Raw genomic sequence first — 25,641 nt, forward strand, 5'->3', positions numbered from 1 at the left:
GGCGGCGCACACCAGCGAATGTCCGAGAAAAGCGCTGTCTCTATCGCAGTATAGCACACGTTGCTGAGATTACGCACCAATCTGGTAGAGCGTCTGCCAGACGCACGCGAGCCGGTCCCAGTTGTAGGCGTCCGCTCGCCGGCACGCCCCCTGTGCCAGACGCGCCCGCTTTGCGGGATCGGCAAGCAGGGTCGCCATACCGTCCGCCAGGGCGAATGCATCGCCGGGCAGAACGATCAGCCCGGCAGAGTCGCCAATCATCTCACGCCGATCACCGACATCGCCGGTCACCACCGGCACGCCTGCCGCCAGGCTCTCGACGATCTTGAGCGGCGACCGCGCGGCTGCCGCAGGCGTATCATCGACCGGATCGACCGAGCAGTCGCCGACTGCCAGCCACGTGAGCGCGGCTTCAGGCGACACGCGCCCTGCCCAGATGATCGACCGCTCCAGTCCGCGCGCCCGGGCATACGCCATCAATGCCCGGCGATCATCGCCATCGCCAACCACAATCAAGCGCGCCGCAGGGAGACGTTTGCTCAGGAACGCAAACGCATCGACGAGCAGACGCACTCCATGCGCCACAGCGCTGATAGCGCCGAGATAGACGACCGTTGGGTTATGGGTCAGACCGAGCGCAGCGCGCAGCGCGGCAACCCGGCGCGCATCCGGCAGCGTCTGACGGTCGAGATCGACGCCATTCGACACATAGCGCAAACGTGATTCGGGCACACCCAGGCGTTGCAGGCGATCATGGAGGAAGCGGGTATTGACGCTCACTCCGTGCGCCATGCGTGGCAGGCGATCCTCCCACCATGCCACAACCCGCCGCTGCCAGGCGCCGCCGAAGCGGTTCGCTGCCGCCTCGTAATCGTCGCAGTCGACGTACAGCGCCGCGCCGCTGCGCGCTGCCAGGATGCCGGCAAGCCCATTGATTGGCTGCGGCTTCGCCACGTGGATGGCAGCGGGGCGCAGGCGGATAGCCGCCAGCGCCAGCGCCAGGGCGCCTTGCAGCGAAACCGACGCCAGTTCCAGCGCGCCGAAGTGCCGTCGCTCGCCGGGTAGACCATAGACGTGCATCTGCCCGACATACGCGCAGTGGACGCCGTCGTGAATAAATCGCCGCACGCGCAAGCGGTCGAAGGTCGGGTGGAGCATCAGCAGATGCGCTTCGTGCCCCTCGCGCGCCAGGCGGCGCGCCAGCGGCAGCCAGCGACCGCGTGGCGACGGATAATCGAGACTGGACGTGCAGAGGAAGGCGATGCGCATACTATTTTGTCGCTGCGACTATCAATGAAACGCCGAATCGACGGAGAGGCGTTTTATCAAGGATGCCCGCGGCTGCGCGAAACAGCGGTTGCAATTCGTATGGGCGCAGCATATCGAAAGGTGGCAGCATCCAATCGATTCGAATATCGCGCCAGCCAGTCTCTTCGAGCAAGCGTCGCATACTCTGTTCGGTATAGATGCGGGCGTTGGCGTACCGACGATGAAGCGGCTCAGGCAGCCACGAGGCAAAGGGGATGAAATAGCTGTGCGGTATGCCACGCAATCCGTGGGTCTCAAATGGAAACCATTTGTTAGGCGCGGTTAGCAGCAGTGTTCCGTCGTTGCGCAGAATGCGCCGCATTTCGCTCAATGCAGCACGCTCATGTGCAATGTGCTCGAGCGTTTCAATGCAAAAAACAACATCGAAGACGGCATCACGGAACGGCAAACGCTCGCCATCAGCCTGCCCCACGCCAATGTTCGGCGTGATCTGAGGATGATGAATGAACTCGCACAACCAGCGCCGGTCAATATCAACGCCCCATACCAGCGCCGCTTCACGTCCAATTGCCAGGGTATAGGCGCCATTGCCGCAACCCACGTCGAGCGCCCGCGCCCCCTGCCAGCCATGCATTGCCCGCAGCGCGGCAAGGCGCTTCTCGATGCCGGTATACCCATACCGGATTGGCTGACCGCGATAGGTTGTATTCTCCATAGCAGGTAAAGCGCTACAGCACCCTCGGCGACGCTGTCTGCGGCGCCGGTTGTTCAGCGTGCGTCGTCGAGGGTTCCGCCAACTCCTCGATCAGGCGCACCAGCGGCATCCACGAGTCGTGCTCACGCGCTACACGAATGCTCTGAGCGAATGGCTCCGCCAGCCCCTCGCGGAAGAAGCGCACAATGGCATCCGCCAGCGCAACACTATCGCCCGGCGGCACGATCAGCCCGGTTTCACCGTGGTGGATCGTCTCCGGCATCCCGCCAACCGACGTTGCAATCATCGGCTTCTCGAACCCGATCGCCAGTTGCGCCACGCCGCTCTGCGTCGCTTCGAGATACGGCAGCACAACGGCATCGCATGCCGAGAAGTAAACGGGAATCTGCTCGTTGGGAACATACTCGCTGTGGAAATGCACCACATCATCGAGACCAAGTTCACGCACCAGCGAGCGATACGGACGGTCATCCTCCCAGAACTCGCCGACGATCAACAATCGCGCAGGAATGTGCTGACGAACCAGCGGCAGCGCCCGTATCAGATGACGCAGCCCTTTGTAGCGCCGGATAAACCCGAAGAAGAGCAGCACCGGATCATCGGCGTTCAACCCAAGGCGGGCGCGCGCTTCGGCGCGCGGCAGCGGCGTGCGGCTGAATACGTCGTAGGGTGGATGGGTGACCCCTTTAATGCGCGCCCACGGCAATGCGCGCCGCAGTAACGCAAAATCTTCTTCGCTCATGACAATGAACGCATGTCCGCGCCACAGAATGCGTCGCGCCAGATACCAGTCGAACATGCCGCCGTCGGGAGCGATCACATGATGGCATAAAAACAGGATGCGCACATTCGTGTAACGACGGACCAGGCGTGTCAGCACAAACAGCATCGGCGACCAGAACGGCGTCCACCACTGAAGCAGCAACAGATCAGGGTTATCGCGCTGGATCATGCGGAAGGCGCGCCACCAGGTCAGCGGATTCACCGGTGTGAGCACCCGGTCGCACTCGACGCGCAGCGCACTCTCGTCCGGGCTGGGGTCCATGGCAGTATTGCCGGGGTAGAGCCACTTGGGATACTGTTTGATGTACGAGATCAACCGCACGTCGTGATGCTGACGGAGATGATGAGTCAGGAGCGTCGTGTAGTGCGCAATGCCGCCACGGAACGGATAGGTCGGACCGATCAGGGTGATTTTCATTGCGTCACCAACTCAAAGATTTCAACACCGCCTGCTTCATAGACAAGACGGAAATGCGGACTTTCGCGCAGTCTGCTGGTATCGATGCGGTCTGGTGCGGGGATTCCGCCAGGACCGGCAATCGGCTGCGCGCCACTGTAGACATAGGTGTAGCCCGCGTTGCGTAGCCGATCAATCGTCTCGGGCAGAGTCAGGTCAATCCGCACGGCTCGCCCATCGGTTAATGGTCGTTGTCGCAGATCGCGCGCCAGGGTGTGAATCTCTGCGGCATACCGCGGATCGGCGCTCAACTCGCTCCCATACGACATCGGCGGCACATTCGTCTGCCGTCCGGCAAAGAACGGCAACCACCATCCGGCGTCCGTCCCAACGATCATATCGCCGCCGTAGATTGGGTGACTGTTGATGATGAAGCGTGCACCAGACGGGGTATGTGTGCGGACCCATTCCATCGCCTGTACATCGGCAGGGGTGACCATCCGCATGTAGAAAGGAACCAGGTCGCGCTGCCAGCCCACACCCCATGTGCTGACAAGGATGATGGCGATTGCAAGCGAAACAGATGTCAGGCGGGGTGCAGCACGCTCCAGCATCTCGCAGATTGATGCCAGCGTAACGCCTGCCAGCGGCGCCGCCATCAAGTAGAGAATCATGGCGACAACATCCCCCTGAATCACACCCGTGCCGGGTAATCCGAGCAGATGCGGCATAGCAGTCGCCAGTATCGCCAGTATCCAGCCAACAGGTAAGAGTGCGCGCCAGAAGCGTCGCCGCGCTGCCAGCCATGCGCCGATGATTGCAGCCGCAAGCGTCGGACCTTTGAGATAGAGCGGAACAATAGCCGGTACCGCTGCTGCCAGAATCTGCCCGGCTGCGGCTTCAGGGTGCATTGTATGCGCTACATTCCGGTCCAGGTGCCCACCGGCGACATTCAGCAGCCAGGGAAGCGTCAGCAGAAGCGCAATGACGCCAATGATCACAGCGCGTCCCAGCGTTGCCAGGATGACGCCGGATGAAGCGTGCAGACGCAGCGCCAGCAGCAAGATCAGGATCACAGGCGCTGCCAGCATGGTTGTCTGATAATGGCTCAGCGTAAGCCCGGCGCTCACGATTCCCGCCAGCGTCAGCAAGCGCCAATCGCGGCGGGGCGCCTCGATGGCCGCCATCCAGGTGATCAGCACAGCAACGAGAACAATATGGCTGGTGACGAATGGATTGCGCCCCCAAAACGCCAGAAAGGCTGGCAGCGTATTGTAGAACCCGACAATAAGCGCCGCCCACACGCCGGCAATCGTGCTGCCGGTCAATCTAAGGGTCAATGCAAACACAGCCAGAAGCGTCGCCGCGTTCATCATCTGTCCGACCTTAACGACAGCGTGTGTCGTCGGAATGCCGGTCAGCCAGTGAACGAACGCCGCATTGGCATGGAAGCCATAATGATACGTAAGGGTTGTCAACGGCGCATATGGTTGCCACGACGCAAACAGTCCCTGCTGCTCGACCAGTAGCTGGACGATCAGCGTATGATGGTAACTGTCCACATTCGACCCGACCAGCATATCGCGCGTGGTGTAGAGACGGGCAATCAACGCCAGCGCCACGAGACCGATCATCAGGGAGGCGGCATAGCCTTGAGCAATCCGTCCGTTCGCCGGATCATGCTGCGGCGCACGTTCTGGCGCCTTCGCGTGGCGCCACACTGCAAACAGCCAGACACTCACGGCAAAAACCACATACGCGATCGTTGTGATACGATTCCATGGCAGATCGAGGAGATCCGCCAGAAGCAACAGGATCGGAGGCAGCGCCGCGCCAACGCCCCATGCCACACCAACGCGCTCGATAGCGCTCAAGGTGTGGTCGCGCCAGAGCAGGCTGATCAGCGCCATCCCCGGAACGATCCACAGCGCCAGCGCAGCGCCTGCCAGCAACGCCAGTGTCCCAGCGCTCGAAAGCGCCCAGACGAGAACGTCAGATGAACCAAGAACCGCGATTGCCGCAATCCATCCGGATGTCAGCAATACCGGAACGATGGCGTATCGCGTCGCCTTTCCGTCTAAGCGAAGCGAACCGGTTCTGAGTGTGATATTGAAAGGCTTCATCAGGGCGGCAATTATAGCAGATCAACTGCGCACTACCTGTTCCCACTCGATCAGCCGCTGCATCTGTCGCTCGTTCAGCCCGATGATCGGGCGCGCACGCCGCACCCGCTCCAGTGCGTCGGCGCCTGTCAGCCCCTGCGCCACTAGATATGCCGCTACGGTCAATGGCGCGCGTCCCACCCCGGCGTGACAGTGGATCAGGGTGGGCAGCCCATCAGCGTGTGCAGCACTCACGAATGCGACTGCCTGATGCAATTGATCGATGGTCGGCGGATGAAAATCGGCGACTTCCAGTCGCAACACCCGATCCGGCTGAGGTCCCTCAAAGGCATCCACGCGCTCCGCCTGAAGGCTCAGGACCGCGCGAATACCCAGCGCATGCAAATGAGGCCATTGACTGGCATGAAACTCGCCGCCAACATACAGCAAATCGTCGAGACGGCTGATATTCAAGCCAAAGAGCCGGTTCCACTGTGTTGCCGTGTAACGCCACAGCCAGGAGATGCCGCCGCTCGGATCGTCAAGGGTATACTGCGCGCGTCTCTCATCCGTCATTGTTCTATCCTGTCCCGCTTGCACCGGCTATGCTGTGTCCCGCATTGGTTAAGTCTATCGACGTCAATGCCCACTGTCAGGGGATGACTTTTTGCCATAGTCAAGCGTTGTTGGGTAGGCGAAGGCAATGCCTTCGCCTACCCGGTCGCACCTCCGTAGAAGGAGGCGTTATGGCAGACCCGCCAACTTGGCGAAGGCAATGCCTTCGCCTACCCGGTCGCACCTCCGTAGAAGGAGGCGTTATGGCAGACCCGCCAACTTGGCGAAGGCATTGCCTTCGCCTACCCGGTCGCACCTCAGTCAGCGATTTTTCGGATAGGCTCTACATCACGGTCAGTCAGACAAGATGTTCGAGCGTTCGTTGTGCAAGGCGCAACGGTCAACGCGCACCGGCAGGCATGTCGTGGACGCATGACTGTGCATTGGCATCAGCAGCCAACGGGGCTTTCACTTGCGGTGAGCGCCGTCGAACTGCGTCCTTAGCGAGGGCGTTCGCCCGCAGCGCCCCAGCAGTAGTGTACAAATGACCGCGCATTAGCATGAGAAACACGGAAAACTCTGCTATCATGGCAGATGTGTCGCACTGCTCCGAACCCACACAACAACGGCGCCAATTATACACGAGAATGGAAAGGAACCCCGATGCTCACCGCTTTCGTGCTCATTCAGGCGGAGCCAGCGAAAATTGCACAGATCGCGCAGACGATCGCCAACCTGCCGAATGTCGCAGAAGTCTACAGCGTCACCGGCGAGTTCGACATCATTGCGGTGCTGCGGCTGGCGGAGTACGAACAGTTGGCTGAAGTCGTGCCCGCGAGCCTGGCGCAGATCGACGGCATCAGGCGCACCAACACCATTCTGGCGTTTCGCCGGTATTCGGCGCAGGACCTGAAGGCGACGTGGGACATTGGTGTGGCGTAGCGAGGTGCTGTGATGCAGTGGCGACGTTGGGCGGCAATCGGCATCGGAGTGCTGGCAGCGGCGGCGCTGATCGCCGGTGCGCGCCCCGCGCGGCTGCGTTTGGTGCGGGTGACGCATGTCAGCCCGGCGCCGCCGATGGCGAGCATTTCGCTCCTGTACGCGCGGGGCGCGCGCCCGCAGTTTGTGGTTCTCGACATCGCCGGCGCGCACGGCGCCTCCGGCAGCGCCACCATCAGCGGCGATCAGGAGTTCGTCGAAACGCCGCTCGCTGGCGTTCCCGGCGGTCCCTACCGCATCGACGCCACGCTGGCGTACCGGATCGGCGGCTTCCTGATGTTGCGGCAGACAACGTTTGGGGGTTAGGGAGTAGGGGTTAGGGATCAGATTAACTCTATAACCCCTACTTATTCCGCCGCTTATGTTCCCGCCGCGCAGCGCGTCGCCCACTCGACGGGCGCGGCGCAGCACCGTTGGCAGGAACCTTTTCTTGACGCACCGCACTTTCACGCACCGCTGCGCGCTGTGTCGGCTGCGAACGCACAGCGGCCCGCGCTCCTTTGCCGCGCTGCGATGCCTCCCAGGCTGCCAGCCGACCGGGATACACAAACCGGGCGTAGTACACGGCATAGATGATCAGCGCGATGGACAGCACCGTCATGATCGTCATCCAGTACGGCGCCGTGAAGGGTTCGATGGCGCTGCGCCGCAGTGCGCCGATGATCGCTCCGAGCAGCCCCAGAATGAGCAAAGCGTACCCCAGACGACGCAGCGCCGGACCGCGCACCGGATTTGTATCGACATGCATAAAGGTCAGGTACGCGCCGGCAATGGCCACCACGAACTGAGCAATAAAAAAGACCCATTCCGGGGCGCCGAAGTCGGGGTTGGGAGTGATAAAGTAACTGAGATCCATGGAGGCTCTTTTCTGCACGTGGGGAGCTTGTTCTATAATTGCACCGATTATACCAACCGCAGCAGAGAGCGTCAAACCATGATTTTTGAGCATTAAATCCGGCTAGCCGCCAGCAGCAGGCGCCTGGTGCAAGGCAGACAACGGCAGGCGCCCTTCGACAGGCTCAGGGCGCCTGCCGCCAGCAGAACCGATATTTATCCTCTCAATAGCATAACAGGAGGAGCATATGCAACTGACAACCGTAAAGGTCGAAAACCCAAATGGACTGAACGTCATTCTGGGGCAGACACACTTCATCAAGACGGTCGAAGACATCCACGAGGCGCTGGTCACTGCGGTTCCGGGCATCAAGTTCGGACTGGCGTTCTGCGAGGCGTCCGGCAAATGCCTGGTGCGCTGGAGCGGCGTCGATGAGGACCTGATCGACCTGGCGCGGCGCAATGCGCTGGCAATCGGCGCCGGACACACCTTTATCGTTGTGCTGGGAGCGGGATACTATCCGATCAATGTGCTCAACGCCATCAAAGCGGTTCCAGAAGTGTGCCGGATTTTCTGCGCCACCGCCAACCCGCTCGAAGTGGTTGTCGCCACGACGGAGCAAGGGCGCGGCGTGCTCGGCGTGATCGACGGCAGCGCTCCTGCCGGAATTGAGGGCGAAGAGGATATCGCCTGGCGCAAAGGGTTCCTGCGCCAGATCGGATACAAGCTCGGCTGATGCTATAATGCTGATACACGAACAGCATCATTGCGGGGAAACGCATGGACTATCTGGTGACGATTGGGCTTGAAATCCACGCGCAGATCCTGACACGCGCGAAAATGTTCTGCGGTTGCAGCGCCGATTATGCCAGTGCGCCGCCGAACACGCATGTCTGCCCGGTGTGCATGGGGTTGCCCGGCGCTTTGCCCGTGCCGAACCGTCGCGCTATCGAACTCGCGGCGCTTACCGGTCTGGCGCTCAACTGTCGCATCTCCCACGAAAATGTCATCAGCCGTAAGAATTATTTCTACGCCGACCTGCCATCCGGTTATCAGCGCAGCCAGTACGATGATCCGCTCTGCGTCGACGGGTGGGTGGAGATCGAGGGAGATCACGGTCCAAAGCGCATCGGGCTGACGCGCGTGCATATCGAGGAAGACACCGGCAAACTGATCCACACCAACGATGGCGGGTCGCTCGTCGATTTCAACCGCGCTGGCGTGCCGCTCATGGAAATTGTCTCGAAGCCGGACATTTCCTCGCCGGAGGAAGCGCGCCGCTACTTCCAGAAACTGCGCCAGATCCTGGTCTGGATCGGTGTCAACAGCGGCGATATGGAGTCGGGTGCGCTGCGCTGCGATGCCAATGTTTCGGTGCGCCCCGCCGGTCAGCAGGAGTACGGCGCCAAAGTCGAGATCAAGAACATCAACTCGTTTCGCTTCGTCGAGCGGGCGCTGGCGTATGAGATCGAACGTCAAATCCGGGCGCTGAAAGTCGGTGAGCCGATTGTCCAATCGACACGCGGCTGGGACGAAGCCAGCGGGACGACGGTCGCGCAGCGCACCAAAGAGTTTGCCGAGGATTATCGCTACTTCCCGGAACCGGATATTCCGCCGCTGCGCCTGACCGACGCCTGGATCGAGGAGCGGCGCGCCGAACTGCCGGAATTGCCCGATGCGCGTCGTAGACGGTTCATCGAGGAGTATGATCTGACGGCGTATGACGCTGGTGTGCTGACCGATGAGCGTCCGGTTTCGGATTTCTATGAGCAGGCAGTCGCAGCAGCGCGCGCACGCGGCGTAATGCCGAAGGACGTGGCAAACTGGATGACCGGCGAGTTCTTTCGGTTGCTGAAGGACACCGGCGAGACACTGGAGAGCGCCGCGCAACGGGTGCGCCCCGAGTACATCGGCGAGGTTCAGGAGTTGTTGAACCAGGGTGTGATCACGCGCACCAGCGCTAAAGAAGCGTTCGAGGCCGCCTTTCGTGAGGGGCGTTCTCCGGCGCTGATCGTTGCTGAACGGGGTCTGGCAGTTATTGGAGCGGGTGACGCGCTGACCGATCTGGTGCGGCAGGCGATTGCCGGCAACCCGAAGGTTGTAGAAGAATATCGGCGCGGCAAAGCGACCGCCATCAAATTCCTGATCGGGCAGGTGATGAAAGCCACGCGCGGTCAGGCGAATCCGCAGGCAGTGCAACAGGCGCTGGAGCAGGAACTGGCGCGCGAGTAGCTGCGTGGAGCGCGTACCTCATTCATTCTTGATAACGGTACGTATGCAGAAGTCGCGCAGCGCTCGTCAAGGCGCTGTAGAAGCCTGGCGTCGTTGCGAGGAGGTTCTGAATGAGTGGCAGCGCCCTGTTTCGTCCAACGTTCGCCGATCTGCGCGCCGAGATCGAGCCTGGATCGATGCCCGGTACGCCACGTCGCACGACCCGCTCGACCGGATCATTGGCGGCGCGAATGAGAACACAACCCGCGCGTTGATGATTGCGCTGCACCACCCCGACATCTTTGGCGGCGCTCTGGCGCAATCGCCACAGTTGCCACCGATCCGGCGAATAGCCGCTTTGCTGGAACGCCACCGCATGCGTGGAGGGGACGCACCGCGTTGTTATGTTGATGTCGGTCGGTATGATGAGTCCGACGCAGTGGAGGCGACACAGGCATTGTGCAATGTGCTGGTGAGCGGTGGCGCCGTCGTCTCGTATCAGGAGTTTGCCGGCGGACGCAGTTTTGCCGGCTGGCACGTGACACTGCCCGATGCGCTCCGCTTTCACTGCGGAACGTCATCGCTTGCCAGCCTGGCGTCAGTATGAGGAGCGCCCATTGAACAGGGAACGTTGCCCGCAAGGGCGCCCGCAGTGCGGGGAGATCGTCGGGGCGCCTTCGCTGTGGGGAGCATCTCTGATCCGGTCATCCGAAGGTTTGTCTATGGATGCGGTCATCTATACAAAAGACCTGTCCAAGCGGTTTGGCAACCGCGTTGCTGTTGATCGCATCAATTTCGAGGTGCGTCCCGGCGAAATCTTCGGCTTCCTTGGGCCGAATGGCGCAGGGAAAACCACGACGATCGGCATGTTGTTAGGGCTGATTCGCCCGACTTCCGGCCAGGCATTTGTGCTTGGCTGCGATATTCAGCGTGAAGCGGCAGCGGCGCTTCGTGAGGTCGGCGCAATGATCGAAGCGCCTGCGTTCTACCCCTATCTTTCCGGGCGCGACAATCTTCGGGTGCTGGCGCGCGCAGCCGGTCTTCCCGACCGCCGGGTCGAAGCGGTGCTGGCGCAGGTCGATCTGACTGCTCGCGCCCGTGATCGGTTTGGCACATACTCCCAGGGGATGAAGCAGCGACTGGGGATCGCGGCGGCGCTGCTCCACGAACCGCGCCTGATCATGCTCGATGAGCCGACAAATGGCCTTGATCCCGCCGGTCAACACGAGATCCGTAATCTCGTGCGCTCGCTGTCGGGCAGCGGACGCACCGTATTTCTTTGCAGTCATCTGCTCCACGAAGTCGAACAGATCTGTCAGCGCGTCGCCATCCTTAAGCAGGGGCGCATTATTGCCCAGGGAGAAGTAGCCGCCTTGCTGCGGCGCGGCGTGCTGGTGCGCGTGATCGGCGACCGCGAGCGGGCTGAAGCGCTCCTTCGTGCAACGCCATGGGTTTCGCGCATCAGCGAGTATGGCGATGCATTCCTTATCGAGGCGCCCGGAGATCGCACCGCTGAGATTAATGCGCTCCTGACCGCCGGCGGTGTGCCAGTAACGGAAATCCGGCAGTACGAAACCAGTCTGGAAGAGTTCTTCCTCGAAGTAACCGCTGATCGTGAGCAGTGATGATCAATCTCATTCGCGCTGAATGGATCAAACTGTCGCGCCGACCATTGAGCTGGATCCTGCTGTCCATCTTTCTTGCGCTGCTGGTGGCGCAGGTGCTGGTCCAGTTTGCGCTGACGGTCGGCATGCCGGTGCGAGAGGGCGTTGTGAGCGCACAGTTCGAGGAGTGGCGGCGTGGTCTTCTCTTTCCCGGCATTTTTGCTACGGCGTTGAGCCACATCAATGGTTTGGGCGGCATTTTTGCCGTGATCTTTGCGGCTGGCGCGATTGGCAGTGAGTATAGCTGGGGAACGCTCCGCACTCATCTGGCGCGCGATCCGGTGCGCGAGCGCTACCTGCTGGCGAAACTGGTGACCATCATGCTTGCCCTCGCAACGGCGACCCTCCTGGCAGTGGCGCTTGCTTCGCTCCTCGGGCTGTTGCTCGCACCGCTTCTCGGCGCTGGCGTGAGCATAACACCGGGTGATCTGGTGAACCTGATCCTGGGGATTCTTCGTGCGCTCTACGTGTTGCTGCCGTATATCCTGTTGACGGCATATGCCACACTGCTTACGCGCTCGCTGCTCGGCGGGCTGGCGGTCGGTCTTTCCTATATCGTCGTCGAGGCTGGCTTTGGCGCACTGGCATTGCTGCGCGTTCTTGGCGGCGTATGGGCGCTGGCGTACAACCTGACGATCGGGCAAAACATCAACACCCTGACCCTCATGAACCGCCACGCATTTGGTTTGCGCCCCGAAACTACAGCGCCGCTCGATCTGTCCCAACTGCCCTCGCCGCTCCAGGCGACCCTCGTGGTCGCGGTTTACTCGGCGCTGTTCCTGTTTCTCTCGCTGCACCTCTTCCGCTCCCGCGACATCACCGGTCCGGGCTGATGCGACAATGAGACGTGTCATTCGGAGCGCAGCGAGGATTTCTGAAAGTGGCATCGCTCCCCATAGCCTGTGCCGTCAGGCGCCAGGCAGGCCGATAATGCACGACCGTTTCACCCCGCAGCCGCCCGGCGCTGCCCCCTCACCCCCTGCCCTCCGCTCCCACACGGCGAGAGGGGGGTATTGGACGTGCCCCAAACGCGCCCTTGTGCGCAGCCTCGCAGGGGCTTGCACTGCTTCGGCGCGGGCGTTAGCCCGCAACTGTTCATCCTTAGACCCATCGCAGGGAGATTGCATCGCCGCTGTTACGGCGTGCGCGGTTCGACCAGCAGCACCGAGGGAAGCGCTACAAACGAGTCGATCTGCCAGCGAACATCGCCGGCATCCACGAACAAACCGCTCGATGAGCCGCCATCGAGGTTAAGCGCCCGGTCGATTTCCAGGTCCGAGGAGGCCAGCCAGGCTGCCAGCGCCTGAAGCGAAAATGCGCTGGTCGGGCAGACAATGATCAGGAGGCGACCCGCGCGATCTACGGCAACCGCAGTACGGCGAGCGCGTTGCCCATTGTCAGCGATCTCGGCGACGGCGCTACCGGGGTAGACCAGCATCGGAAACGACTGAATCGCCTGATCGAGCGGCATCGCAGGGTCATACGGCTCATCTCGCAGCGCCTGGATCCAGACTCGTCCATCGGCTGATGCGGCGAGCATACCGCCAAAACCGGCGTAGGATGCGCCATGCGCTTCGCCATCAGCCACGATGAGCGCCGTTGCCCGATTGTCCGCCGTAAAAAAGCCGCCATTGACGGCAACGAGCGGATGGTGCGCTGCAACCCAGGTCCGCAGGAGTTGCGGCGTATCGGGCGCATAGCGGACGCGCAGGCGCACAAGCGCCGGATTGAGACGAACCACGTAGATCGGTGTGGCAACGTCGGCAATGATACCGATGTCGGTCAGCGTGCGAACTTCAACGCCGCGTGCAGCGACGATCCAGCCGGTATCGGCGGCGCCCGACGCCATGCTTGTTGGCGAGAGCGCGATGGTTGGCATACGCGTCGGGACGAGGCGCGTCGGCGGCGGCGCTGCACCCCGGCTGCACCCGGTCGCCAGGATCATCGCCAGTATCCACATCCACTGTCGCACTCTGACCATTCTGCTTACGATGCCGCCGTGCGCCGTTCCGAGCGTAAGGCGCGCCACGCCAGGATAACGAGGGTAATCGCCGTCAGCGGCAGCACGAACAGCCCCATCACGTTACTGAATGCAGGCAGGATGTCGTGTTGCGACGCCGCCAGCACAAGATAGAGCGTATAGACAACATAGTATCCCAGAAACAGCCATCCCTCCCAGCGCGCGATCAATCGACCGGTGAAGAAAATCGGCAGGCACGCAACTGCTACAGCCAGCATGACCGGCAGATCGAAATTGAGCGCCGCCGGAGCGACGTTAACACCTGCCGGCGCGACAATGCTGGACAACCCAAGCACCGACAGCAGATTGAAGAGATTGCTGCCCACCACATTGCCGACAGCAATATCACGTTCGCCCCGCAGCGCAGCAACGATCGATGTGGCGATTTCCGGCAGCGACGTTCCGACTGCTACAATTGTCAACCCGATCACCAGTTCGCTGACGCCAAACATCCGTGCAAAACTGATCGCCCCGTCGACCAGCCAGCGCGCGCCAAGCACCAGCAGCGCCAGCCCTCCGACCAGCAACAGCATATTCTTGATCCAATCGCTGAGGGACTGCGGTTTGCCGGTATCAAACTCGGCGCTGTACTCTTGCTGCACTTCCGCCGACTCTTTGCGGCTCTGGTGAATTGCAAACACAGTATAGATCACAATTCCGCTAAACAGAAGAAGCCCATCGATTCTGCTAATGACGCCATCCATGGCCATAATGAACACCAGCAGCGATGCGCCGATCATAAGCGGCACGTCGAGTCGGATGAGTTGCTGTTGAACGACGAGCGGCGTAATTGTCGCTGAGATGCCCAGAATGAGCAGCACATTGGCAATATTGCTGCCAACGACATTCCCCAACGCCACGTCCGCACCCTTGGGACCGGCGAGCGCCGATTGGATGCTGACCGCCAGTTCAGGCGCGCTGGTGCCGAAAGCGACGACGGTCAACCCGACAACCAGTGGTGAAATGCCCAATCCCAGCGCCATGCGCGATGCGCCGCGCACCAATCCCTCTGCGCCGACGATGAGCAGCGCCAGACCAAGGATAAAGAGAGCGATTGTCGCAATGTCCATGCCGTTCCTCTTAACCTCCAGATAAACTCTGATTCAATGTCTCGTGCTATTGAACCAGAATGCACCTGCTTTCGTCAAGGGAATTTTGCACGATTGCACCAGATGATCCTCCCCGCTACCGCTGGCTTCTGAGACTTACTCTCCCTCACCTCTCCCCCCTCACCTCTCCTCCCTCACCTCTCCCCCCTCACCTCTCCTACCTCTCCCCCCTCACCTCTCCTACCTCTCCCCCCTACCTCTCCCCCCTCACCTCTCCTACCTCTCCCCCCTCCCTCTCCCCCCTCACCTCTCCTACCTCACCTCTCCTACCTCACCTCTCCTACCTCACCTCTCCTACCTCTCCTCTCCTACCTCTCCTCTCCTACCTCTCCTCCCTCACCTCTCCTACCTCTCACCTCTCACCTCTCCCCCCTCACCTCTCCTACCTCTCCCCCCTCACCTCTCCTCCCTCACCTCCCCCCCTCACCTCTCCCCCCTCTCCCCTAATCTACCCTTGCCGCTGCCGCTGCTTTCTGTTACACTTAGCATTACAAGCCCCGACGCTGTCGTCCACTTCTGTCGAGATACGCCGGCGGCTCGGTTGTTGACCGGCTCATTCGTAAATGCGCGAGGTGTAGCGTGAGCGGGACACGCCTTCCGCCAAACCCATGGCTGGCAGACCACGTGATTTTTTTTACGTCCCGCTGGATAGTGTGGGGAGCGACTTTCCTTTGGTTGCTGGCGCAGGGGTTGCTCGATGCAACGCAGTTGTGGGCGCTGTCTGCGGCATTGCTGGTCAACGTCCTTGCCACGCGGTTTGCCCAGCCGTATTTGCGCATTGTCCGACGTGACCCCACGATCCTGCTGATCGACATTGTCTACGGCGTCGCTCTGGTCCTGTTCAGCGGCGGATGGGACAGCCCTTTTCTGCTCTGCGCAAGCAATTCGCTGGTGCTGCCAGCATTGATGTACGGCTGGCGCGGCGGTATCATGGCGGGACTGACCTTCGTGTCGATCGATCTGGCAGCCCTGTGGGCTACGGGGTCGCCGCCGGCTGATCGCGTGCTTGCCGGCGGGGACTCCTGGATGACGCTGGCGCCGACAATGATTGTGCCGCCGTTGTTTGGCGCTCTGGTGCATCCCGTGGTGGAAATGGCGCGCGACTACGTGGAACATCGCCGTGCGCCGCTGCGCCGTCCCCCTGAACGACCGGATGTGCGTCCACATCGCTCAGCGCCGCCCGATACGCTCTCTCTGCCGCGCGAAGGCGGCAGAATCGGCTCCATACCACGTGACGCCAGCGAACCGTCGCCGGTGGCGCAGGCAACACGCATTCGCACCGCAGAACACGGCGCCGACGAATTGCGCCGCCTGCTGTTTGCCCCGCCGTCGACTACCGATGTCGAACTGGGAACAGCCATCGATATTCTGGCATCGCGGTTCAGTCAACATACCGGCATTGCGGTTCGCGTCACCCAATTGGGACGAGCACGGCAGGTGCGCTATGCCCAACGCCAGTTGCTGGTGCGTCTTGCACAGGAAGCCTTTCTCAATGTTCAACAGCACGCGCATGCGTCGTCGGTCAGCGTGACCCTGCGGTACGACTCGTCATCGGTTGTCTTGATGATCCAGGACGATGGCATTGGTTTGCTCGATGGGACGTATGAGCGCCCCGGGTGGCGCTCCCTGCGCACGATGCAGTATCGTCTCGCTGAGCACGATGGTCGTCTCGATGTGTTCGAACTGGATGGAGGCGGCGTCACGGTGCGTGCGTCGCTGCCACTCGATTGACAGTGCGCTCGGTCATTCGGTTCATCAGTCTGGGTGCTGCGGCTCTGCTGCTGATCTACGGCTTGCTGCAGCCAATCGACCAGGATAGTCGCTGGATGGCGGCGCTGTGGCTCGCGCTGCCGCTGCTGTATGTCGCTGCGCGTTTGTCGCTGCCTTCGGATTCTGCCGGTATCACGCGCCATGTCCAGCATCTGTCTCTGGCGATTGCAATTGGCTTCGTCGGGCTGGCGCTCCAACTCTTCCGCCAACAGTTCGTGTATGCGGACGCGATTGCCGGCGCAGTGTTCGTCGATCAACAGACCGGTCAGACGACCAGCAATGTGCGTAAAGTGATTGCAGCGCTGAAGGTCCAGCGCGGACCAATCCTTGATCGCAACGGAACCGTGATTGTGGCAACCGAAGTCGTCGAAGGCAATTATGCCGTGCGTCGCTACCCGCTTGCCGAAACGTATGATCCCACGGCGTTTGGCGCTATCGTCGGGTTTTTCAGCAGTCGTTTCAGTCAGTCCGGTATCGAAGCCACGTACAACGACTACCTCTCCGGCGAGCGTGATTCGTGGCGGCGCATCCAGGACGCGCTGCTTAATCAGCCGCGCATCGGCGATACGGTGCGCCTGACGATCGATGCGCGGTTGCAGGCTGCGGCGCACGCGGCGCTTGGTAAGCGTACCGGCTCGATCGTGGTGCTCGATCCGCGCACCGGCGCGGTGCTGGCAATGGTCTCACGCCCCGGTTTCGATCCGCGTGGCCTGGCGTTCAATCCGGCGGCGCCCGACCGTCAGGCGGAAAACCGGCGGATCGATGAGTATTGGCGCGCTATCAATGCTGAAGGCGCCGGTCAGCCGTTGCTCAATCGATCCACGCAGGGAAGGTATGCGCCTGGCTCGACATTCAAAACCGTGACGGCTGTGGCAACCCTGCTCCATCCAGCGCAGGGACGTCCCGATGTGATCGATTGCCCCGATGAGCGCTCAACGGAACCTGGCGCGCCGCCGGTGGTCAATGCGGTGCGCAGCGGGCTGGAAGGGATCATCCGTTCAACGCCGTTCCCCGCTGAACCGAATCTCGAACGGGTCTATGCCTTTTCGTGCAATACGGCGTTTGCCGAGTATGCGATGCGACTCGGACCGGACTTGCTCGCTGAAACTGCCCGCCGTTTCGATATCTATCGCCCCCAGGAAGCCTCGAACGTCTACAATGGCTTTACCGACTTGCCGACCCTGCCGAGCCTGCTTTATGTCAATCCCGGTTTTCTGACCAGCCGTGCTGCGCTCGCCGATACCGGCTTCGGTCAGGGGGAGTTGCAGGTCACGCCGTTACAAATGGCAATGGTTGCCGCAACCATCGCCAATGATGGTATGATGATGCGACCATTTCTGGTGGCAGAGATTATTCGTCCTGATGGAACGACGGTGGTGCGCAACGGTCCGCGCCCAATCCGGCGGGTTATGCCGGTCGATGTTGCAATGCGCATGCGCGCGAATATGCGTGCTGCTGTAGCCTATGGATTCGGGAAAGCGGCGAATGCGGTTCCCGGTATCGAAGTGGGCGGTAAATCCGGTACGGCGGAGTATCCCTGCCCGACATCGGCTGATCCCGAAAGGCTGTGCGCCCACGCCTGGTTCATTGCAATCGCGCCCGTCGATCAACCGCGGTTTGCCGTCGTGGTAATGATCGAAAATGGCGGTGAAGGTTCACGCCTTGGCGCTGAAGTGGCGGGTCAGGTCTTGCGTTCCGCATTCGATATCGTGAGGTAGGTCCGCAACCTGGGGATGTCTATTGCAGATCACGCGGCAGGTGATGGTGCGAATGCTTCTTAGAAATGTTCTGCTTCAACTGGGCGCTTTTGTTGGCGTGGTCACGCTGACCGGCTGCGGCATGGCGCCGGCGCCGGCGATGATGGCCACGCCGGTGGCGACTGACACGCCTCCGGTCTGGACTGCCGGGATTGCGACATCGAGCGTGTCAACATCGTTACCGGCGACAGCAATCCCGCTTCCCCCTCCAACCCCTCCCCCGACGCCCCTGCCCACCCGAATCCCGACGCCCGATGTTCCCACGCTCGATGAACGACTCCAGATCTTCGATGAAGTCTGGCGCATTGTGAACGAAAAGTATCTCTATGCCGATTTTGGCGGCATTGATTGGAACGGGTTGTATCCCGAGTATCGCACCCGGATTATGCAAGCGCAATCACGTGATGAGTTCTACACGGCGATGAACGATATGGTCGCGCAACTGAATGACCATCATTCGCGCTTCGTCCCGCCTGCCGCCGTCGAAGCGGAAGATGCCATCGCCAGCGGTCGTGAGATACGGGTCGGCATTGGGGTGATCGTTCAGCCAAAGCCGGATGGCGGCTTTGTGCAGCAGGTTTTCCCGGACAGCCCCGCAGCGCGCGCCGATATTCGCCCGCGCGACCGGATTGTGGCGGTGAATGGACGCCCCTATGCGGCGTCCGATGGCGATCTCCAGGGTGATGCCGGCACGTCGGTGCGCCTGACGATTGCGCGTCCCGGCGCAAAACTGCGCGATGTGCTGCTCACCCGCCAGGAGGTGCACGCCAGCATCCTGCCCTACTATCGCCGCTTCCCCGGCGACATCGGTTATGTCTCCGTGCCGACGCTCTGGGTCCACGATATGGGGGAACAGGTGAGCGGCGCCCTCACCGATCTGGTGGCAGGCGGTCCGTTGCGCGGCCTGATCATCGATCTGCGCTCGAACCGCGGCGGGTGGGGTGAGGTGTTGTCGGGGGTCCTGAGCCATTTTGTGCGCGGGCAGGTTGGCGTCTTCTTCGGACGCGACTATGTGCGCCCACTGGTCGTCAATGCGCCTTCCGGACCGGATATGCGCACCCTCAGCGCCGGTCTGGTGGTGCTGATCGACGAAGAAACGGCATCCTACGCCGAGGTGCTGGCGGCAGTGTTGCAGGCGGAGGCAGGCGCTATCGTCGTCGGTGCGCGTTCGGCGGGGAATACCGAAACGATCTATGCCCACGCGCTGCGTGATGGTTCACGCCTCTGGCTGGCGCAAGAAGGGTTTCGTCTGCGCAGCGGACTGGAACTCGAAGGGCGCGGCGTTATCCCCGATGTGCTGCTCGAAGTCGACTGGACGCGCTACAGTGAGGATGATGATCCCCAACTGCTCGAAGCCCTGCGGTTGCTTGGCGGAGGACCGAAGTGACGCAGCGCACGGCAACCATCGAACGACAGACGGGTGAAACCAACGTGGCGCTGACGCTGAATGTCGATGGCGCCGGCAGCGCCGAGATCGCCACCGGCATCGGGTTCCTCGACCATATGCTGCACCTGTTTGCGCGTCACGGTCTGTTCGATCTTGCAGTTCGCGCTACCGGCGATCTCTATGTCGATGAGCACCATACGGCGGAGGATGTCTGCATCTGCCTGGGGCAGGCGTTCGACCGGGCGCTCGGCGAGCGCCGCGGTCTGGTGCGCACGGCGCATGCGTATGTGCCGATGGATGAGGCGCTTGGGTTCGTTGCCGTCGATCTAAGCGGGCGCCCCTACTGCGTGGTCGATGCCGCATTTGTGACGCCGCGCGTCGGTCAACTCGGCACGGATCTGATCGCCCATCTCTTCGAGAGTATTGCCGTGCACGGGCGAATGAACCTGCACGCACGCATCCTGTATGGTCACAATGACCATCACAAGGTCGAGGCGCTGTTCAAGGCGCTTGGTCGCGCGCTTGATGCGGCGACGCGCATCGATGAGCGGCTTGGCGGCGCTGTTCCCAGCACGAAAGGGGTCCTATGAAACTCGATGCAACCCTCGTCGTCGATGCACGCCGCCTCAACGAAGCCGGCAAAATTGCGCGCGCCGCCGAAGCCGTAGGGTTCGCCGGACTCTGGACGCCGGAAACCCAGCATAATCCCTTTCTGCCGTTGACGCTGGCAGCCGATCACACCGCCGAAATTGAGTTGGGGACGGCTGTGGCGATTGCCTTTGCGCGCAGTCCGATGGTGACGGCGCAGATCGCGTGGGACCTGCAGGCGTTCTCAGGCGGGCGCTTTATTCTGGGGTTGGGCACGCAGGTGAAAGCGCATATCGAACGGCGTTTTGGCATGACCTGGGACCCGCCGGTTCCCAAATTGCGTGACTATATTCAGGCGCTGCGCGCTATCTGGCATGCGTTTCAGACCGGCGGCAAACTCGATTATCGCGGTCAGTTCTACAACCATACCCTCATGTCCCCATTCTTCAACCCTGGTCCGATTGCCGATCCGCACATTCCCATTTACATCGCCGGCGTCAATGAAGGGCTGGCGCGCCTTGCAGGCGAATTGTGCGACGGCTTTCACGTCCATCCGTTTCATAGTGTAAAGTATATTAATGAGATCGTCCGACCGCAGGTGGCGGCCGGCGCGACAAAGGCGGAACGCGATCCATCGCAGGTGAGCCTGACGAGCAGCGTGTTTCTCATTACCGGTCCCGACGAAGCGAGTATGGAAAGCGCTCGCGCGTTTGTGCGTGAACAGATTGCGTTCTACGCCTCGACGCCCACCTACCGCGTGGTGCTGGCATGTCACAGCTGGGAGGACGTCGGCGAGCAGTTGTCGCGCCTGGCAGCCACGCGGCGCTGGTCCGACATGGGGGCGCTGATCACCGATGAGATGCTCGATGTCTTCGCCGTTACCGCTCCGCTCGATCGGATTGGCAAAGCGCTGCGCGAGCGTTACGATGGCGTCCTCGACCGGGTTGGCAGTTACCTGCCGTACACGCCGGGTCCGCTCGACGATGTGTGGCGGCAGGCGGTGCGCGATGTGAGCAGGGGGGAGTGAGGTGAAGCCATGCCATTACAGATCGATCTGCCACGAGAAGCGATTGCCGACTTCTGCCATCGCTGGCGCGTTGTGGAATTTGCAATCTTCGGATCGGCGCTGCGCGACGATTTTCGTCCAGATAGCGATGTGGACATCCTGGTAACATTCGAACCAGGCGTGCAGTGGACATTTCAGCAGTGGTTGGCGATGGTGCGCGAACTGGAGGGGATATTTGGTCGCAAGGTGGATCTGGTTGAGCGGTCGCTGGTTGAACAAAGTGAGAACTATATTCGTCGAAAACATATCTTAAGTCATCTGGAACGCGTCTATGTGGCGAGATGATGCTTATTTGCTGGACATGTTGATTGCGGCCAGGATAGCGCGTCAGTTCAGCGAGGAACTTACGTGGGAGGATTTTCGACGTAATTCCCTCTACCTGCACGCCATTGCAAAGGCTCTGGAGAACATCGGTGAAGCCGCGCGTAAAATCTCAGACGAGACGAAAATGGCTCATCCCGAAATCCCCTGGTCTCAGATTATTGCATTACGGCATCGCATCGTGCATGATTACTTCCGTCTTGATCTGTTCAAAGTGTGGGATATTGTGCAACACGATGTTCCTGACTTGATCAGGATGCTTGAACCTCTGGTTCCACCGGAAGAGCCGTAATGCTGCGCAATGCTCGACAATGCCCGTCTTTTGTATACATCGACTGACATTGCTCCGTTTGCCGCTCCTCATCCTGACGCTGCTGCTGACGCTTATCCCGGCGCACCCCGGCAGGACGCAGGGCGATTTCTCGTTACGCTTCTACGGCGCCGGGCGCGATGCCATTGACCGCGTCGTCATCCCGCTCGATGCGCCACCGCGCCCGGTCGATGTCGGCGGCGATTTCACCATCGAGTTCTGGCTCAAGGCGCTCCCCGGCGAGAATGCCGCCGCTCCCTGCATACCCGGCGGCGATAACTGGATCAATGGCAATATCGTGATCGACCGCGATGTCTACTTTGCCGGCGATTACGGCGACTACGGCATCTCCCTGGCAGGCGGACGGGTGGCGTTCGGCGTCAACAACGGCGCAGAAGGAACAACGCTCTGCGGTCGCGCTGAGGTGACCGATGGACGCTGGCATCATCTTGCGGTCACACGTTCCGCCATCGATGGCGCGCTGGCAATCTTTGTCGATGGTCGCCTCGATGCCAGCGGCGACGGTCCAACCGGCGATGTCAGTTACCGCGACGGACGAACGACGCAGTACCCCGCCGATCCGTTCCTGGTCATCGGCGCCGAGAAGCACGACGCCGGTCCCGAATACCCGTCGTTTCGCGGCTGGATCGACGAGGTGCGCATATCGCGCGTCGTGCGCTACCGCGAACCGTTCACCCCGCCCACTGCGCCGTTCCCCCCCGATCCTGATACGGTTGCGCTGTATCACTTCGACGAAGGCACGGGTGCGACGGTCTATGACACGTCGGGCGCGCCAGGCGGTCCAAGCAACGGCTTTCTGCGCGTCGGCGGCTCGCCTCCCGGTCCTGCCTGGTCGAACGAGACTCCCTGGCGAATGCTGGCGGAATCGACGACTGCAACGATTTCTCCACCAGCACCAATCGCGCCGCTGCCAACTCCGCAGCCATCGCCAGACAGCGTTGCTGCTACGGAGACCAGCACCCCTGACTTGGCAGCAACTCCTCCGCCGACGGCATCTGTGCCGCCCGGCGCTTCAATGATACCGACTTCTCTACACGAAGCCCCGACTGTTGCACTGGTCAGTCCTTCTCCGGTTGCTCCGCCACCCGCGTCTTCCGATCCGCCATTCTGGTTGCCCGGCATCGCTGCTGCGGGATTGCTGCTGGCAGTCGCCGGGCTTGTGCTGATGCTCCGGCGAAGGAAGGAATAATCCACAATTCCACTGTAAAAAGGCTTGATCACAAAGGACACGAAGCGCACGAAGGTTAATAAAAATGAAGCGCATTTCCTTTGTGACCTTTGTGGTTGCTTTTCGCAGTGAAGTCACAATTCATCCCGTCAAAAAATGGTGTCATCTTTTGATAATGCTTTACCTGTACAATCGATCTGGCTGCGATCGGAGAAAAGGGGTTGAGATGCGAAGTCGTCGTTTCTTGTGTACATCCATTCTGACAGCGCTCATCGGTATTGCCTGCCTCCTGTTTGCGCCCTCTGCCCCCGCCTTCACGTCGGAACCGGCGAGTAGCGGCTACGCGCTCCAGTTCCACGGCAACGGCGTGAACGACATCGACCGGGTGAAGGTGCGGATCGATCCGCAGGTTCCTGCCGATGTCGGCGGCGATTTCACCATCGAGTTCTGGATGAAAACCACTGCCGCCGGCGGTTTTTGTTCGCCAGGAAACTCTGGTGACGGCTGGATCACCGGACGGACGATCATCGACCGCGATATATACGGCGGCGGCGACTACGGCGACTACGGCATCGCGCTGGCGGCAGGACGCATCTGCTTCGGCGTCGCCCAGGGATCGTCAGGGCGCACCATCTATGGCGGCACAAATGTCGCCAACGGGCAATGGCGGCACATCGCCGTGACGCGCAACGCGAGCAGCGGGCAGATGCGCGTCTTCGTCGATGGGCAACTCGACGCACAGGGAACCGGTCCCGCTGGCGACATCAGTTACCACAACAACCGCACAACGGCGTACCCGAACAGCGACCCCTTCCTGGTCTTCGGCGCCGAGAAGCACGATGCCGGATCGGAATATCCCTCCTACAGCGGGCTGCTCGACGATATTCGCATCTCGAATGTGGTGCGCTACACGAGCGCCTTCACCCGACCGACTGCGCCGCACGCGGCGGATGTTCAGACCGTTGCGCTCTACCGGTTCGACGAGGGGAGCGGCACGACAATTATCGACTCGGCGCCGGGCGGCGGCAGCCCTGGCGAGCGGCGGTTCGGCGGTTCACCCGCCGGTCCGGTCTATGTGACCGACACGCCGTTTGGCAGCACGCCGCCTCCCCCGCCGCCGAATCTCACGCCGCGCGCCTATCTTCCGCTGGTGGTGCGCTGATGGGACGACGGGTTCGTTTGCTGGCGCTGATCGCCTGTGTGGCGTCGGGATGGCTGCTGGCGTTGATGACCGGCCACGCATTGCGGCAGTTGCAGGCGCAGTCGTCCGGTGGCTACGCGCTCCAGTTCCACGGCAACGGCGTGAACGACATCGACCGGGTGAAGGTGCGGATCGATCCGCAGGTTCCTGCCGACGTCGGCGGCGATGTCACGATCGAGTTCTGGATGAAAACCACTGCCGCCGGCGGTTCGTGTTCGCCAGGAAACTCTGGTGACGGCTGGATCACCGGACGGACGATCATCGACCGCGATATATTCGGCGGCGGCGACTACGGCGACTACGGCATCGCGCTGGCGGCGGGACGGATCTGTTTCGGTGTGGCGCGCGGCTCATTGGGCGTGACCATCTACGGCGGCACGAATGTGTCGAACGGACAGTGGCGGCACATTGCCGTGACGCGCAGTGCGAGCAGCGGGCAGATGCGCGTCTTCGTCGATGGGCAACTCGACGCGGAGGGAACCGGTCCCGCCGGCGACATCAGTTACCGCAACAACCGCGCAACGGCGTACCCAAACAGCGACCCCTTCCTGGTCTTCGGCGCCGAGAAGCACGATGCTGGATCGGCATATCCCTCCTACAGCGGGCTGCTCGACGATATTCGCATCTCGAATGTGGTGCGCTACACCGGCGCCTTCACCCGCCCAAATGCAACACACACGGCGGATGGGCAAACAGTGGCGCTCTACCGGTTCGACGAAGGGAGTGGCACGACAATTATCGACTCGGCGCCGGGCGGCGGCAGCCCTGGCGAACGGCGGTTCGGCGGTTCACCCGCCGGTCCCGTGTACGTTACCGACACGCCGTTCAGCGGCGCGTTTCCATCGCCGACGCCGACGCGCACTGCCACAACAACGTCTGGTCCATCGCCTTCTGCAACATCAGTGCCGACCGCAACACCAACAACGACCTCGGTCGCGTTTACCGCCACAGTCACCAGTACACCAACAAGGACTGCAAACCCAACGATTACGCCGGTCATTAGTATTCCTCCCCTGAAGCCACGCGCCTTCCTGCCCTTCGTTCAAAAACCGTAGCCGTCGTCCCCGCGATGACCGTCACCCGCGCCAGCGGACGCGCACGCCGGCAGCGCCTCGCGCCTCCCGCATCCACCCCGTCGCTCGCCAGCGACCTCGCAATGACCGTCACCCGCGCCAGCGGACGTGCGCGCCGGCAGCGCCTCGCGCCTCCCGCATCCACCCCGTCGCTCGCCAGAAACCCGACGGTGACCGTCACCCGCGCCAGCGGACGTGCGCGCCGGCAGCGCCTCGCGCCTCCCGCATCCACCCCGTCGCTCGCCAGCGACCTCGCAATGACCGTCACCCGCGCCAGCGGACGTGCGCGCCGGCAGCGCCTCGCGCCTCCCGCATCCACC

26 protein-coding genes are annotated in these 25,641 nt (G+C 61.6%); 18 read left to right on the plus strand and 8 right to left on the minus strand.

Annotated features, from left to right (window positions below; all coding sequences use genetic code 11):
* Nucleotides 1-69: 69 nt before the first annotated feature.
* From AC3EA7_RS09490 to AC3EA7_RS09510, 5 genes are read right to left on the minus strand one after another with little or no spacing between them, the layout of a single operon-like run.
* Nucleotides 70-1,269, minus strand: a complete 1,200-nt coding sequence (locus tag AC3EA7_RS09490; RefSeq protein ID WP_488613806.1) for a glycosyltransferase family 4 protein — start codon at nucleotides 1,267-1,269, stop codon at nucleotides 70-72.
* A gap of 1 nt (nucleotide 1,270) precedes the next feature.
* Nucleotides 1,271-1,984, minus strand: a complete 714-nt coding sequence (locus AC3EA7_RS09495) for a class I SAM-dependent methyltransferase (RefSeq protein WP_488613807.1) — start codon at nucleotides 1,982-1,984, stop codon at nucleotides 1,271-1,273.
* Nucleotides 1,985-1,997: 13 nt separating this feature from the next.
* Nucleotides 1,998-3,185 carry a glycosyltransferase gene (locus AC3EA7_RS09500; protein WP_488613808.1) on the minus strand — a complete coding sequence of 396 codons (1,188 nt, stop codon included), beginning with the start codon at nucleotides 3,183-3,185 and terminating at the stop codon, nucleotides 1,998-2,000.
* A complete protein-coding gene (locus tag AC3EA7_RS09505) occupies nucleotides 3,182-5,287 on the minus strand; it encodes a DUF6541 family protein (protein ID WP_488613809.1) in 2,106 nt (701 codons plus the stop codon). Before AC3EA7_RS09505 ends, AC3EA7_RS09500 begins: the two co-directional genes overlap by 4 nt.
* A gap of 21 nt (nucleotides 5,288-5,308) precedes the next feature.
* Entirely contained in the window at nucleotides 5,309-5,842 is a 534-nt protein-coding gene (locus AC3EA7_RS09510) for a dual specificity protein phosphatase family protein (protein ID WP_488613810.1), read from the minus strand.
* 642 nt (nucleotides 5,843-6,484) lie between these two features.
* On the opposite strand from AC3EA7_RS09510, the gene AC3EA7_RS09515 reads away from it, so the two are divergent.
* Nucleotides 6,485-6,763, plus strand: coding sequence for an Lrp/AsnC family transcriptional regulator (locus AC3EA7_RS09515; RefSeq protein WP_488613811.1), 279 nt, complete (start codon nucleotides 6,485-6,487; stop codon nucleotides 6,761-6,763).
* Nucleotides 6,764-6,775: 12 nt separating this feature from the next.
* Nucleotides 6,776-7,126, plus strand: a complete 351-nt coding sequence (locus AC3EA7_RS09520) for a hypothetical protein (RefSeq protein ID WP_488613812.1) — start codon at nucleotides 6,776-6,778, stop codon at nucleotides 7,124-7,126.
* A 37-nt stretch (nucleotides 7,127-7,163) separates the two neighbouring features.
* Here AC3EA7_RS09520 and AC3EA7_RS09525 read toward each other — a convergent pair whose 3' ends face one another.
* A complete protein-coding gene (locus AC3EA7_RS09525; protein ID WP_488613813.1) occupies nucleotides 7,164-7,676 on the minus strand; it encodes a hypothetical protein in 513 nt (170 codons plus the stop codon).
* 226 nt (nucleotides 7,677-7,902) lie between these two features.
* Between AC3EA7_RS09525 and AC3EA7_RS09530 the strand changes: the two genes are divergently transcribed.
* The 5 genes from AC3EA7_RS09530 (at nucleotide 7,903) to AC3EA7_RS09550 (ending at nucleotide 12,363) form a co-directional block, all read left to right on the plus strand.
* Nucleotides 7,903-8,391, plus strand: coding sequence for an adenosine-specific kinase (locus AC3EA7_RS09530; RefSeq protein ID WP_488613814.1), 489 nt, complete (start codon nucleotides 7,903-7,905; stop codon nucleotides 8,389-8,391).
* 44 nt (nucleotides 8,392-8,435) lie between these two features.
* Nucleotides 8,436-9,887 (plus strand): Asp-tRNA(Asn)/Glu-tRNA(Gln) amidotransferase subunit GatB, encoded by a 1,452-nt coding sequence (gene gatB, locus AC3EA7_RS09535; RefSeq protein WP_488613815.1) that lies wholly within the window; start codon nucleotides 8,436-8,438, stop codon nucleotides 9,885-9,887.
* Between the two features lie 43 nt (nucleotides 9,888-9,930).
* Nucleotides 9,931-10,473: an alpha/beta hydrolase gene (locus AC3EA7_RS09540; RefSeq protein WP_488613816.1), complete on the plus strand. Its 543-nt coding sequence runs from the start codon at nucleotides 9,931-9,933 to the stop codon at nucleotides 10,471-10,473.
* Nucleotides 10,474-10,588: 115 nt separating this feature from the next.
* Nucleotides 10,589-11,491, plus strand: a complete 903-nt coding sequence (locus AC3EA7_RS09545; protein ID WP_488613817.1) for an ABC transporter ATP-binding protein — start codon at nucleotides 10,589-10,591, stop codon at nucleotides 11,489-11,491.
* Nucleotides 11,491-12,363 (plus strand): DUF2705 family protein, encoded by an 873-nt coding sequence (locus AC3EA7_RS09550; RefSeq protein WP_488613818.1) that lies wholly within the window; start codon nucleotides 11,491-11,493, stop codon nucleotides 12,361-12,363. The genes AC3EA7_RS09545 and AC3EA7_RS09550 overlap by 1 nt, the downstream gene beginning before the upstream one ends.
* Nucleotides 12,364-12,665: 302 nt before the next feature.
* On the opposite strand, the gene AC3EA7_RS09555 is transcribed toward AC3EA7_RS09550, so the two are convergent.
* Together AC3EA7_RS09555 and AC3EA7_RS09560 are read right to left on the minus strand one after the other, a co-directional pair.
* Nucleotides 12,666-13,502 (minus strand): phosphodiester glycosidase family protein, encoded by an 837-nt coding sequence (locus AC3EA7_RS09555; protein WP_488613819.1) that lies wholly within the window; start codon nucleotides 13,500-13,502, stop codon nucleotides 12,666-12,668.
* Between the two features lie 14 nt (nucleotides 13,503-13,516).
* Nucleotides 13,517-14,620: a calcium/sodium antiporter gene (locus AC3EA7_RS09560; RefSeq protein WP_488613820.1), complete on the minus strand. Its 1,104-nt coding sequence runs from the start codon at nucleotides 14,618-14,620 to the stop codon at nucleotides 13,517-13,519.
* A 618-nt stretch (nucleotides 14,621-15,238) separates the two neighbouring features.
* Between AC3EA7_RS09560 and AC3EA7_RS09565 the strand changes: the two genes are divergently transcribed.
* From AC3EA7_RS09565 to AC3EA7_RS09615, 11 genes are all read left to right on the plus strand, one after another.
* On the plus strand, nucleotides 15,239-16,390 hold the full coding sequence (locus AC3EA7_RS09565) for a sensor histidine kinase (protein ID WP_488613821.1): 1,152 nt from the start codon (nucleotides 15,239-15,241) through the stop codon (nucleotides 16,388-16,390).
* A gap of 2 nt (nucleotides 16,391-16,392) precedes the next feature.
* A complete protein-coding gene (locus tag AC3EA7_RS09570) occupies nucleotides 16,393-18,147 on the plus strand; it encodes a peptidoglycan D,D-transpeptidase FtsI family protein (protein WP_488613822.1) in 1,755 nt (584 codons plus the stop codon).
* A 52-nt stretch (nucleotides 18,148-18,199) separates the two neighbouring features.
* Nucleotides 18,200-19,573 carry a S41 family peptidase gene (locus AC3EA7_RS09575; RefSeq protein ID WP_488613823.1) on the plus strand — a complete coding sequence of 458 codons (1,374 nt, stop codon included), beginning with the start codon at nucleotides 18,200-18,202 and terminating at the stop codon, nucleotides 19,571-19,573.
* A complete protein-coding gene (gene hisB / locus AC3EA7_RS09580) occupies nucleotides 19,570-20,163 on the plus strand; it encodes an imidazoleglycerol-phosphate dehydratase HisB (RefSeq protein ID WP_488613824.1) in 594 nt (197 codons plus the stop codon). The genes AC3EA7_RS09575 and hisB overlap by 4 nt, the downstream gene beginning before the upstream one ends.
* A complete protein-coding gene (locus AC3EA7_RS09585; protein WP_488613825.1) occupies nucleotides 20,160-21,188 on the plus strand; it encodes a TIGR03617 family F420-dependent LLM class oxidoreductase in 1,029 nt (342 codons plus the stop codon). The genes hisB and AC3EA7_RS09585 overlap by 4 nt, the downstream gene beginning before the upstream one ends.
* 9 nt (nucleotides 21,189-21,197) lie before the next feature.
* Nucleotides 21,198-21,512, plus strand: coding sequence for a nucleotidyltransferase family protein (locus AC3EA7_RS09590; protein ID WP_488613826.1), 315 nt, complete (start codon nucleotides 21,198-21,200; stop codon nucleotides 21,510-21,512).
* A complete protein-coding gene (locus AC3EA7_RS09595) occupies nucleotides 21,499-21,840 on the plus strand; it encodes a HepT-like ribonuclease domain-containing protein (protein WP_488613827.1) in 342 nt (113 codons plus the stop codon). The genes AC3EA7_RS09590 and AC3EA7_RS09595 overlap by 14 nt, the downstream gene beginning before the upstream one ends.
* A 19-nt stretch (nucleotides 21,841-21,859) precedes the next feature.
* Nucleotides 21,860-23,068, plus strand: coding sequence for a LamG domain-containing protein (locus tag AC3EA7_RS09600; protein ID WP_488613828.1), 1,209 nt, complete (start codon nucleotides 21,860-21,862; stop codon nucleotides 23,066-23,068).
* A 205-nt stretch (nucleotides 23,069-23,273) separates the two neighbouring features.
* On the plus strand, nucleotides 23,274-24,209 hold the full coding sequence (locus AC3EA7_RS09605; RefSeq protein ID WP_488613829.1) for a LamG domain-containing protein: 936 nt from the start codon (nucleotides 23,274-23,276) through the stop codon (nucleotides 24,207-24,209).
* On the plus strand, nucleotides 24,209-25,303 hold the full coding sequence (locus AC3EA7_RS09610; RefSeq protein ID WP_488613830.1) for a LamG-like jellyroll fold domain-containing protein: 1,095 nt from the start codon (nucleotides 24,209-24,211) through the stop codon (nucleotides 25,301-25,303). The genes AC3EA7_RS09605 and AC3EA7_RS09610 overlap by 1 nt, the downstream gene beginning before the upstream one ends.
* Before the next feature lie 14 nt (nucleotides 25,304-25,317).
* Nucleotides 25,318-25,641: hypothetical protein (locus AC3EA7_RS09615; RefSeq protein ID WP_488613831.1), on the plus strand; the 324-nt coding region annotated here is incomplete at its 3' end.

It is taken from the genome of Roseiflexus sp. (assembly GCF_057785375.1).

Excerpts from the sequence above, each read along its gene's own strand:
- AC3EA7_RS09490 (WP_488613806.1), bottom strand. The coding sequence starts at position 1,269 with ATGCGCATCGCCTTCCTCTGCACGTCCAGTCTCGATTATCCGTCGCCA.
- AC3EA7_RS09495 (WP_488613807.1), bottom strand. The coding sequence starts at position 1,984 with ATGGAGAATACAACCTATCGCGGTCAGCCAATCCGGTATGGGTATACC.
- AC3EA7_RS09500 (WP_488613808.1), bottom strand. The coding sequence starts at position 3,185 with ATGAAAATCACCCTGATCGGTCCGACCTATCCGTTCCGTGGCGGCATT.
- AC3EA7_RS09505 (WP_488613809.1), bottom strand. The coding sequence starts at position 5,287 with ATGAAGCCTTTCAATATCACACTCAGAACCGGTTCGCTTCGCTTAGAC.
- AC3EA7_RS09510 (WP_488613810.1), bottom strand. The coding sequence starts at position 5,842 with ATGACGGATGAGAGACGCGCGCAGTATACCCTTGACGATCCGAGCGGC.
- AC3EA7_RS09515 (WP_488613811.1), top strand. The coding sequence starts at position 6,485 with ATGCTCACCGCTTTCGTGCTCATTCAGGCGGAGCCAGCGAAAATTGCA.
- AC3EA7_RS09520 (WP_488613812.1), top strand. The coding sequence starts at position 6,776 with ATGCAGTGGCGACGTTGGGCGGCAATCGGCATCGGAGTGCTGGCAGCG.
- AC3EA7_RS09525 (WP_488613813.1), bottom strand. The coding sequence starts at position 7,676 with ATGGATCTCAGTTACTTTATCACTCCCAACCCCGACTTCGGCGCCCCG.
- AC3EA7_RS09530 (WP_488613814.1), top strand. The coding sequence starts at position 7,903 with ATGCAACTGACAACCGTAAAGGTCGAAAACCCAAATGGACTGAACGTC.
- gatB (WP_488613815.1), top strand. The coding sequence starts at position 8,436 with ATGGACTATCTGGTGACGATTGGGCTTGAAATCCACGCGCAGATCCTG.
- AC3EA7_RS09540 (WP_488613816.1), top strand. The coding sequence starts at position 9,931 with ATGCAGAAGTCGCGCAGCGCTCGTCAAGGCGCTGTAGAAGCCTGGCGT.
- AC3EA7_RS09545 (WP_488613817.1), top strand. The coding sequence starts at position 10,589 with ATGGATGCGGTCATCTATACAAAAGACCTGTCCAAGCGGTTTGGCAAC.
- AC3EA7_RS09550 (WP_488613818.1), top strand. The coding sequence starts at position 11,491 with ATGATCAATCTCATTCGCGCTGAATGGATCAAACTGTCGCGCCGACCA.
- AC3EA7_RS09560 (WP_488613820.1), bottom strand. The coding sequence starts at position 14,620 with ATGGACATTGCGACAATCGCTCTCTTTATCCTTGGTCTGGCGCTGCTC.
- AC3EA7_RS09575 (WP_488613823.1), top strand. The coding sequence starts at position 18,200 with ATGCTTCTTAGAAATGTTCTGCTTCAACTGGGCGCTTTTGTTGGCGTG.
- AC3EA7_RS09585 (WP_488613825.1), top strand. The coding sequence starts at position 20,160 with ATGAAACTCGATGCAACCCTCGTCGTCGATGCACGCCGCCTCAACGAA.
- AC3EA7_RS09590 (WP_488613826.1), top strand. The coding sequence starts at position 21,198 with ATGCCATTACAGATCGATCTGCCACGAGAAGCGATTGCCGACTTCTGC.
- AC3EA7_RS09595 (WP_488613827.1), top strand. The coding sequence starts at position 21,499 with ATGTGGCGAGATGATGCTTATTTGCTGGACATGTTGATTGCGGCCAGG.
- AC3EA7_RS09600 (WP_488613828.1), top strand. The coding sequence starts at position 21,860 with ATGCCCGTCTTTTGTATACATCGACTGACATTGCTCCGTTTGCCGCTC.
- AC3EA7_RS09605 (WP_488613829.1), top strand. The coding sequence starts at position 23,274 with ATGCGAAGTCGTCGTTTCTTGTGTACATCCATTCTGACAGCGCTCATC.
- AC3EA7_RS09610 (WP_488613830.1), top strand. The coding sequence starts at position 24,209 with ATGGGACGACGGGTTCGTTTGCTGGCGCTGATCGCCTGTGTGGCGTCG.